This window comes from Caulobacter sp. GW456-12-1-14-TSB4 (assembly GCF_059424195.1).
Window position 1 is genome coordinate 43,817 of the sequence record NZ_JBWKZF010000035.1, and the last position, 10,077, is coordinate 53,893.

At 68.8% G+C, this 10,077-nt stretch carries 8 protein-coding genes and 1 pseudogene; 4 read left to right on the forward strand and 5 right to left on the reverse strand.

Going from position 1 to position 10,077, the window contains the following annotated elements:
- Positions 1 to 87: 87 nt before the first annotated feature.
- From AC07YH_RS23480 to AC07YH_RS23490, 3 genes are all read right to left on the reverse strand, one after another.
- Entirely contained in the window at positions 88 to 2,004 is a 1,917-nt protein-coding gene (locus AC07YH_RS23480) for a S9 family peptidase (protein WP_494749321.1), read from the reverse strand.
- A gap of 274 nt (positions 2,005 to 2,278) precedes the next feature.
- Positions 2,279 to 2,518, reverse strand: a complete 240-nt coding sequence (locus tag AC07YH_RS23485; protein ID WP_494749322.1) for a helix-turn-helix domain-containing protein — start codon at positions 2,516 to 2,518, stop codon at positions 2,279 to 2,281.
- Positions 2,518 to 3,021 carry a DUF2975 domain-containing protein gene (locus AC07YH_RS23490; RefSeq protein ID WP_494749323.1) on the reverse strand — a complete coding sequence of 168 codons (504 nt, stop codon included), beginning with the start codon at positions 3,019 to 3,021 and terminating at the stop codon, positions 2,518 to 2,520. Before AC07YH_RS23490 ends, AC07YH_RS23485 begins: the two co-directional genes overlap by 1 nt.
- Positions 3,022 to 3,116: 95 nt before the next feature.
- Between AC07YH_RS23490 and AC07YH_RS23495 the strand changes: the two genes are divergently transcribed.
- From AC07YH_RS23495 to AC07YH_RS23510, 4 genes are read left to right on the forward strand one after another with little or no spacing between them, the layout of a single operon-like run.
- The gene (locus tag AC07YH_RS23495; protein ID WP_494749324.1) at positions 3,117 to 4,049 is read left to right on the forward strand and encodes an ABC transporter ATP-binding protein; all 933 of its coding nucleotides are present in this window, start codon (positions 3,117 to 3,119) and stop codon (positions 4,047 to 4,049) included.
- A gap of 14 nt (positions 4,050 to 4,063) precedes the next feature.
- Complete coding sequence (locus tag AC07YH_RS23500; RefSeq protein ID WP_494749330.1) at positions 4,064 to 4,789, forward strand: ABC transporter permease; 726 nt, start codon at positions 4,064 to 4,066, stop codon at positions 4,787 to 4,789.
- A gap of 43 nt (positions 4,790 to 4,832) precedes the next feature.
- Entirely contained in the window at positions 4,833 to 5,543 is a 711-nt protein-coding gene (locus AC07YH_RS23505) for an aspartate/glutamate racemase family protein (RefSeq protein ID WP_494749325.1), read from the forward strand.
- A gap of 40 nt (positions 5,544 to 5,583) precedes the next feature.
- Positions 5,584 to 7,917: a GH92 family glycosyl hydrolase gene (locus tag AC07YH_RS23510; RefSeq protein WP_494749326.1), complete on the forward strand. Its 2,334-nt coding sequence runs from the start codon at positions 5,584 to 5,586 to the stop codon at positions 7,915 to 7,917.
- A 9-nt stretch (positions 7,918 to 7,926) separates the two neighbouring features.
- On the opposite strand, the pseudogene AC07YH_RS23515 reads toward AC07YH_RS23510, so the two are convergent.
- Positions 7,927 to 8,021: pseudogene (locus tag AC07YH_RS23515) on the reverse strand (hypothetical protein); the annotation flags it as partial.
- A gap of 11 nt (positions 8,022 to 8,032) precedes the next feature.
- Positions 8,033 to 10,077, reverse strand: a 2,045-nt coding sequence (gene pbpC / locus AC07YH_RS23520) for a multimodular transpeptidase-transglycosylase PbpC (protein ID WP_494749327.1), incomplete at its 5' end; no start/stop codon positions are given.

The window sequence follows — 10,077 nt, forward strand, 5'->3', positions numbered from 1 at the left end:
CCCCCCCCCCCCCCCCCCCCCCTCGCCGGCCTATGCCGAGCCGCCCCCTCCGGCCCTCCGGGCCACCTCCCCCAGAGGGGGAGGATCTTACGACCCCAGGTGCTGGTTAAACCACCCCACGATCCGGTTCGTCAGATCGGTCCGGTTCTTCGGCTGACGAATGCCGTGGCCCTCGTCCTGATAGATCACCAGCGAGGTCTCCACGCCCATGGCCTTCAGGCCGTGCCAGAACTCCATCGACTGGGCGGCCGGGGTCTCGACGTCGCGTTCGCCGACATAGATGAAGGTCGGGGTCTTGGCGGCCTTGATCGTGCGGATCGGCGACAGCTGGTCGTAGATCGCCGGGTCGTTGTAGGCGGTGTCGCCGAAGAACGGGACCATCCACTGGTCGATGCCGTTCTGGCCGTAATAGCTGATCCAGTTGGCGATGCCGGCCCCGGCCACGGCGGCCTTGAAGCGCTGGCTGTGGGTCACCGTCCACATGGTCATGTAGCCGCCGTAGCTGTGGCCGAAGACGCCCAGGCGCTTGTCGTCGACGGGGGCGATCTTCTCGACCGCGTCGACGCCGGCCAGGATGTCGCGCAGGTCGCCGCCGCCGAAGTCGCGGCGGTTGGAGGTCTTGAAGGCCTCGCCCTGGCCGAAGCTGCCGCGCGGGTTGGGCTGGAACACGTAGTAGCCGGCCTTCAGCAGGTCATAGACCGTGCCGCTGGAGCCGTAGCGCGAGGTCACGGCCGAGGACGGGCCGCCGTGGACGATGACCACCATCGGATAGGTCTTGCCCGGCTCGACCTTGGCCGGCGCCTGCAGCCAGCCCTGGACGTCGAAGCCCTCGTTCTTCCAGGTGACGCTCTTGCCGACATAGGTGGCGGTCAGGGCGTCGTTGTCGTGGGTGATGGGCTTGAGGGCCTCGGGCGCGCCCAGCAGCACCTGTGGGGCCTTGGCGAATGAGTCGACGACCGTGGCGGCCAGCTTGCCGCTGGGGTCGAACGAGACGCGGCCGTCGCCGGCCGAATAGCTGACCTCGCCGCGGGCCATGATCGTCACCTTGGCGCCGCCGGCCGGGTCGATGCGGGCGATGGCGCTGTCGCCGCCCAGGATGGCCGAGGCCATCGGACCCTTGGCGGTCCAGTCCAGGCTGGTGAAGGTGCCCTTGTAGCCGTCGGTCAGGTTGGCCGGCTGGCCGCCCGCGAAGGGCACGGTCCAGACGTCGCCGCCGACCGCGCCGAAGTCGCTCATCAGGCCGCCGATGAAGGCCACCGACTTGCCGTCCGGCGACACGCGCGGGGCGTTCAGCTGCAGCTTCGGGGCGGCGATCACGCGGCTGGCGCCATCGCGGCCGAAGGCCTGCAGGCTGGCGACCCACCAGTTGTTGTCGCCGTCGCCCTTGGCGGCCGTGCCGACGAAGCCCTTGGAGTCCGGCGTCCAGTCGTATTCGTAGACGAAGGTGTCGTCGGGCGAGGCGAAGGCCAACTCGCCGCCGGCTGCCGGGACCACGGCGATGCGCTGCTCGTCGATCGCGCCGGCCACGCCGATCTCGCCGACCTGACGGACGCCGGCCTGGGTGGCGCCGGTCTGCTTGCGGGCGCCGACCGTGGCCAGCATGGCGATCGACTGGCCGTCCGGGGCCCAGCGCGCGGTGCTGGCGACGCCGGTCACGGTGGTGACGGCGCGGGTCTTGTCGCCCTCGACCACGAACAGGGTCGCGGTCCCGGCCTTCATGTCCGAGCCGATGAAGGCCAGCTTCTGGCCGTCGGCCGACCAGGCGGGACCGGCGTAGCGGCAGGTCTGGCAGGGATCGAAGCGGCCCGTGATCTCGCCCTTGGCCGAGCGCACCACGACGCTGGCGCGACTGTCGGACTGCGCGCCAACGGCCTCGGCGCTTTCGATGGCCGCCAGGCGCTTGCCGCCGGGGGCGAGGGCCAGGGCGTTGTAGCCGTGAACGGCGGGCGCGGGCGTGGCCGCTTGCAGGGCCGCCGCAGCGACCAGGGAGAGCACGAACGACATCAGGTGAGCCTAGGGTGAGCCATGCCGGGAAGGGCGTATGTGTCGGCTTCGCCCGCCAATGTGTCTGAAAAATTTCTGTCGCACTTTCTCCGGGCTTGGCGGTCGCTGGGAAACACCTAAGATTGAATTATCGTCGTTGGTGGACGTGGCCCGTCCTCGCCCTTCGACAGGCTCAGGGTGAGGACTACTCTTGAGGCCGTATCCGTAGAAAACCTCATCCTGAGCTTGTCGAAGGACAGGGTTTTCGGCCCCTCGGCCTGAATGTTGATCTGCCCTAGTCCTCGTCGTCCGCGCCGGCCAGGTCGGCGGCGTCGAAGTCGTAGTCCAGCAGGTCGCCAGGCTTGCAGCCCAGAGCCGCGCACAGCCGCGCCAGGGTGCGGAAGCGGATGCCCTTCACCTTGCCCGAGCGGAACAGCGACAGCTGGGTCTCGCTGAGGCCGACCTCCTGGGCCAGGTCGCGGGCTTTGAGGCCCTTGGCGACGATCAGGGCGTCCAGGGTGACGCGAACGGGCATCAGATCATCTCGTCGAGTTCGGCCTGCGCCGCCAGGGCCTGGTCCATCACGCGGCCCAGCAGGAAGAGGGCGCCGCCGATCATGCCCAGCGTCATGCCGGCCACGTCGAAGTCCAGATAGCTGCGCTTGTCCGCCCCGACCAGCCGCATCAGGTTGATGACCACGAAGACATTGGCCACGCCGCCGATCCCGAGGGCCAGACCGACGCGGCGCAGGGTCGAGGGGAGGGCGGCCTGCAGCAGGCGACCCTTGGCGATCTCGCCCAGCCCCTGGCCGATCGACCACACCCCGAACAGGTAGCAGGCGGCCGGGATGTACTGGATCGTCAGGGCCAGCACCTTGGCGGGCGGGGGCGCCGTCGGCCGGTGCAGGGCCATCAGCAGCAGCGGCGCGATCCACGCCATCAGCGCCAGCAGCAGGCCGACGCTAATCACCATGAACACCGCCAGCCCCCGGTACTGGCCGCACATGCGGCGGAATTTCTCGACGTCCCTGGCGCCCACGGCGACCCTCCCGACCTGTCTCATCTTTAATCTTGACTTAAAGACGATCGCTTCGCAACTTTATATCTAACTTAAACAGAATGAGCGCCGCGACCATGTCAGCCGCCATCGAGACCAAAGGCCTATCCCGTCGTTTCGGCCCCCGCCTGGCGGTCGATCGGGTGTCCATGACCGTGCCCAGGCGGGCCGTGTATGGCTTCCTGGGCCGCAACGGCGCAGGCAAGACCACGACCCTGAAGATGGTGCTGGGCCTGATCCGCCCGACCACCGGCGTGGCCAGGGTCTGCGGCGTCGACGTCGCCCGCGACCGCATCGGCGCGGCCCGCAAGATCGGCGCGTTGCTGGAGGCGCACGGCTTCTATGGCAACCTGACAGGCCGCGAGAACCTGGCCCTGACCGCGACCCTGCTGGGCTGCCCGGCGACCGAGATCGACCGGGTGCTGGAGGTGGTCGAGATGCGCCCCGACGCCGGCCGCAAGGTGGGCGGCTATTCGCTGGGTATGCGCCAGCGCCTGGGCCTGGCCCGCGCCATGCTGGGCGCGCCGCCGGTGCTGGTGCTGGACGAGCCGACCAACGGCCTGGACCCCGACGGCATCGCCGACATGCGCCGTTTCCTCAAGAGCCTGCCGGAGCGCACCGGCGCCACCGTGCTGCTGTCCAGCCACCTGCTGGGCGAGATCGAGCAGACCGCCACCCATGTCGGCGTCGTCAATGACGGCCGGCTGGTGCTGGAGGGCAGGCTGTCGCGGCTGAAGGCCGACCTCGCGCCGGAGATCAGACTGCGCACCGGCGATGATGTGCGGGCCGCGGCGCTGCTGCGTGGCCACGGCCTGGACGTCCGCCTCACCGAAAGCCTCACCGTGGCCCTGGACGCCGGCGACGCCGTCGATCCGGCCGTGGCGGGGCTCACCGCCCTGCTGGTCGAGGCCGCCGTTCCCGTCTTCGCCATCGGTCCCCGCGCCCAGTCGCTGGAGGACATCTACCGCCGCGTCGCCATCCCCACCGTCCGTCAAGCCGAGGCCGCCTGATGCTCCCCGTTCTGATGTTTCCCGTCCTGTCCGTCGAAATCCGCAAGCTGAACCGCTCGCTGGCCATGCTGCTGGCCATCGCCGCGCCGTCGCTGATCGCCGCCTTCGGCTTCTTCATGCTGCTGCGCGGGGGACAGGCAAGGCCCTGGGCGCAGTGGATGCAGATGGCGACCGGCGTCTGGGCCTATTTCATGCTGCCGATGAGCGTGACGGCCCTGACCGCCCTGGTCGCGCACATGGAGCACGGCCCGCGCGCCTGGGACCACTTGCGGGCTCTGCCCACGCCCCGCTGGCGCATCTATGCCGCCAAGGCGTTCTGTGTGGTCGCCTTGGCGACGGCCATGACGGGGCTCAACCTGCTGCTGACCTGGGGCGCGATCTCGGCGGCGGCGGCGATCAAGCCGGCCGTCACCCCGACCGGCGCGCTCGACGGAATCGGATTGCTGGCCCTCAATCTCAAGGTGGTCGCCGCCGCGACCCTGCTGACCGCCATCCAGCTGTGGACCGCCCTGCGCTTCGCCAGCTTCGTGCCGGCCCTGGCGATCGGCATCGGCGGGACCTTCTTCGCGGTGGTGGCGACCTCGGCCAAGGAGGGTGTGTTCTTCCCCTGGCAGATGCCGGTCAACATGCTGGCCAAGGAGGCCTGGCGGGTCGAGACCGCCTTGGCGCTGGGCTGCGGCCTGGGTCTGGTCGCCTTGGCCGTGGCCATCGCCCACCTGGCGCGGCGGGAAGTGTTGTAACCGCGCCGTGGCCTGTCTAGGACCGTCTGCGACGGAGGACGGCATGACCGAACAGGCGCTCATCGGATTGATCGGCGGCATGAGCTGGGAAAGCTCGGCCCAGTATTATCGGCTGATCAACGAGGCGGTGCGCGACCGCGTGGGCGGCGTCGCCTCGGCCCGGACCCTGATGTGGTCGTTCGACTTCGCCGAGATCGAGCACCTGCAGCACGCAGGCCGCTGGCCCGAGCTGTCGCGCCGCCTGGCTGACGCGGCCCGGGCGCTGGAGTCCGGCGGCGCCGACTTCCTGGTCCTGTGCACCAACACCATGCACCGCGAGGCCGACGCCATCGAAGCGGCGGTGAAGATCCCGCTGCTGCACATCGCCGACCCGACGGGTGAGGCGATCAAGGCGGCGGGGCTCTCGACCGTCGGCCTGCTGGGCACGGCCTTCACGATGGAGCACGACTTCTATCGCGGCCGCCTGGAGAAGAAGCACGGCCTGGAGGTCCTGACCCCCGACGCCGACGACCGCGCGGTGGTGCATCGGATCATCTACGAGGAGCTGGTCACCGGTCAGGTGCTGGACGCCTCACGCGAGGCCTACAAGGCGGTGATCGGCCGGCTGGTCGAACGCGGCGCCCAGGCGATCATCCTGGGCTGCACCGAGATCATGCTGCTGATCTCCCAGGCCGATAGTCCGGTGCCGGTGTTCGACACCACGACCCTGCATGCCATGGCGGCGGTAGACCGGGCCTTGAACACGGCCGCCTAGCCGATAGGGTGCGCTCCGCTCAAGTTGCGGAGTCTACCCTATGCGTCTGCGCCTCGCCCTGCTCGCCAGCCTCTCCATCCTGGCGGCGACGCCCGTCCTGGCCCAGACCACAACGCCCTACGACTCGGTCGATCCCTTCATCGGCACCGGCGGCGACGGCCACACCTTCCCCGGCGCGGTCGTGCCGTTCGGCATGGTGCAGCTGAGCCCCGACACCGACATCCTGCCGTTCAAGCAGAGCTATGCCCGCGCCGCCGGTTACCGCTTCGGCGACCCGACGATCCTGGGCTTCTCGCACACCCACTTCTCGGGCGCGGGGCACTCGGATCTCGGTGACATCCTGCTGACCCCGGTCTCGGGCGAAGCCAAGCTGGAGCCGGGCGAGGCCGACAAGCCGGGCTCGGGCTATCGCTCGCGCTACAGCCACGACACCGAGGTCGCCCAGCCGGGCTACTATGCCGTCACCCTCAGCGACAGCCGCGTACGCGCCGAGCTGACGGCCGGCCTGCGCACCGGCCTGCACCGCTACACCTTCGCCAAGGGTGACCGCGCCCAGGTGCTGATCGACCTGCGCAGCTCGATCTACAACTATCCGGGCAAGGTGCTGTGGTCGCGCCTGCGGGTGTCGCCGGACGGCGTGGTCACCGGCTATCGCGAGACGCGCGGCTGGGCCCCGGGCCGCAAGCTGTTTTTCGCCATCAAGTTCGACCGCCCGCTGGTCGGCCAGCAGTTCCGAAACACCGAGAAGGACGTGCCCTATAACGGCTTCGCCCAGCCGGGCCGCATGCCGGAGGACCGCGCCCAGGTCCAGGGCCGCGCCCTGGTCGGGGTGTTCGACTTCGGCAAGATCGACGGGCCGCTGACCGTGAAGGTGGCGCTGTCGTCGACCAGCGAGGATGGGGCGATCGCCAACCTGGCCAGCGACGAGCCGGGCTTCGACTTCGACGCCCAGCGCGCCCGCGCCAAGACCGCCTGGGAGAAGGCCCTGGGGGCTGTGGACATCGAAGCCCCGGCCCCGATGAAGAAGACGCTCTACACCGCGCTCTACCACACCCTGCTGGCCCCCAGCGTCTATGCCGACGCCGACGGCCGCTACCGGGGTCCAGACGACCAGGTGCATGAGGGCAAGCTGGACGGCCGGCCCTTCACCTTCCACTCGACCTTCTCGCTGTGGGACACCTTCCGGGCCGAGCATCCGCTGCTGACCCTGATCCAGCCGGCCGACTACACCAACGACGTGGTCAACTCGCTGATCGCCTCGCAGAAGGAGAGCCCGTACGGCATCCTGCCGGTCTGGCAGTTCCATGGCCAGGAGACCTGGACGATGATCGGCTACCACGCCGTGCCGGTCATCGCCGACGCCTGGATGAAGGGCATCCGCGGCTATGACGGCAAGGCGGCCCTGGACGCCATGGTCAAGAGCGCGACCTACGCGCCGTATGGCGGCCTGGGCGACTACATGAAGCTGGGCTACGCGCCGATCGACAAGGAGCCGGAAGCCGCCTCCAAGACCGTCGAATACGCCTATGACGACTGGACCATCGCCCAGATGGCCAAGGACATGGGCCAGGCCGACGTGGCCAAGACCTTCGAGAAGCGGGCGTCCTACTGGCGCAACAGCTTCGATGTAAAGACCGGCTTCCTGCGGGCCCGTAAGTCGGACGGGACCTATCGCGAGCCCTTCAACCCGACCGCCATCAACTACGGCTCGGACTATACCGAGGGCAACGCCTGGCAATATTCCTGGTTCGCGCCGCAGGACCTGGGCGGGATCGTCAAGACGCTGGGCGGCGACGCCGCGACGGTCAAGAAGCTGGACGCCATGTTCGACTTCGACAACTCGAAGATCGACTACAGCCACGCCGAGGACATCGCCGGTCTGATCGGCCAGTACATCCACGGCAACGAGCCCAGCCACCACGTGGCCTATATGTACAACTACGCCGGCGCCCCGTGGCGCACCCAGGCGCGCTTGGCCCAGATCATCAAGACCCAGTACAAGCCCACGCCCGAGGGGCTGTCGGGCAACGATGACCTCGGCCAGATGTCGGCCTGGCTGATGTTCACGTCGCTGGGCTTCTATCCGGTGACCCCGGCCTCGAACGAATACGCCATCGGCCGGCCGTTCGTGGACAAGGCGGCGCTGAACCTGCCGAACGGCAAGCGGTTTGTGGTGCGCGCCGAAGGGATGGCGGACGACAAGGTCTACGTCTCTAAGGTGACCCTGAACGGCAAGCCGCTGACCCGAGCGTACCTCAAGCACGACGAGATCATGGCTGGCGGCGAGCTGGTGTTCACGATGAGCGCCACGCCGAACAAGACCTGGGCGACGAAGGTGGCGGATCGGCCGACGTCGTTGACGGCTTACAAGTAGGTAGGGCCGAAAACCTCGCCCTTCGACAAGCTTAGGGTGAGGTTTTCTACTGCCCGGCCTTGGCCATGATCCTCACCCTGAGCTTGTCGAAGGGCGAGGATCACGCACCGTTTAGCTAGTAAGGCAGCTGCGCCGGCGGGGGCTGCGCCGGTCCGCCGGACGGGGCCATGGTCTCCGCCGCCTTCGCCGCCGCGTCCAGTTCCGAGGCCGCGCGGGCGAACTCGGCCGACAACGTCTCGTAGTAGCCGTTCCGCGGGTCCGGCGTCGACAGCGGCGCCGGATCGGGCAGCAGCCAGGCGAAGTCGCGCACCGCCAGGGTCTGGTGGGCGGTCATCATGAAGCGGCGCCAGATGCTGGCCGGGATGTCGCCGCCGACCACCTTGTTCATCGGCTTCTCGTCGTCATTGCCGACCCAGACGCCGGTGACGTAGTCCGGCGTGAAGCCCACGAACCAGGCGTCGCGCCAGTTCTGGCTGGTGCCGGTCTTGCCCGCCGCTGGCCTACCGAAGGCGGCGCGCTGGGCGGTGCCCTGGGTGACCACCTTCTTCATCATCTTGACCATGATGCTGGCGTGGCCGACGTCGTAGACGCGGCGCTCGGCCTGGGGCGGCTGGTGCGTGAAGATCGGCTGGCCGTCCTGGGTGGTGATGGTCTCGATGACATAGGGCTCGACCCGGATGCCGCCCTGTTGGAAGACCTGGAAGCCCGAGGTCAGCTGCAGCAGGTTCACCTCGTACGAGCCCAGGGCCACCGACAGGTCGGGGACGGGCGGCAAAGAGGTGATGCCGAAGCGGCGAACCAGATCGCCGATCGCCGGGCCGCCGGCCTCCTGGCCCAGCTTCACGGCCACGGTGTTGATCGAGTTGATCAGGGCCTTTTCGACGGTCATCGGACCGCGATAGCCGCCGCTGTAGTTCTCCGGCGCCCAGTCGCCGAACTTCACCGGTTCATCGACGCGGATGTCGGTGGGCAGCACGCCCTTCTCGACGGCGGCGGCGTAGACGAACGGCTTGAAGGTCGAGCCCGGCTGGCGGCGGGCCTGGACGGCGCGGTTGAACGGGCTTTCGCTGTAGGACGTGCCGCCGACCATGGCGCGGATGGCCCCTTCGGTGGACAGCGACAGGAGGGCGGCCTGGTGGGCGCCCGAACGGGTGGTCTCGGTGGCCATGGTCTGGCGCACGACCTCGGCGCCCTCGCGTTGCAGCAAGGGGTCGATGGTCAGGCGCACGATCAGGTCTGGCGCGTTCTGACCGGCGATCTTCACTGTCTCGGTGGTGGCGTAGTCCAGCACCCAGCCGTAGTCGCCCTCGTCCTGCAGGGCCATCGGCGACAGGCGCGGGGTGTCGTCCAGGGCGCGGCTTTCCTGCTCGGCGGTGATCCAGCCCTCTTTCCGCATATTGGCCAGGATCAGGCGTGAGCGGGTCAGCGCCCGCTCCATGTCGTTGGTCAAGGCCAAGCGCGAAGGCGCCTTGGGGAGACTGGCCAGCAGGGCCGCTTCCGACAGGGTCAGCTGGCTGGCGGGCTTGCCGAAATAGGTCTGGGACGCGCCGTCGACGCCGTAGGTGCCGGCCCCGAAATAGATGCGGTTCAGATAGAGCTCGAGAATCTCGTCCTTGGTCAGGACCTGCTCCAGCTTGTAGGCCAGCAGCATCTCCTGGAGCTTGCGCTTCACGACGCGATCCGGGGTCAGGAACAGGCCCTTGGCCAGCTGCTGGGTCAGGGTCGAGGCGCCCTGGCGGGTCTTGCCGGCGCGCCAGTTGGTCCAGGCGGCGCGGCCGATGCCTTGCAGGTCGATGGCCCCGTGCTGGTAGAAGCGCCGGTCCTCGGCCGCCATGAAGGCCTGGGGCACGTAGTTGGGCACCGCGCCCAGGGTGATGCGCTGGCCGTAGCGCGGGCCGCGCGTGGCGATCACCTGGCCGTTGCGATCCTCGAAGCGGATACCGGGCGCGCGGTTGACCGCGAACAGCGCCGAGCGCGAGGGCAGGGGCGGGGTGTCCTTGAGATACTTGTACCAGACGTAGGCGGCCCCGCCGCCGGCGGCGAGCACGCCGACCAGGAACGAGACCAGCAGCACGCCCCAGATCCAGCCCCACTTGCGGGCCTTCTTCTTGGCGGCCTTGTGCTTGAGGTCGGCGCGGAAGGGCTCCTCGGGCGGAGGAG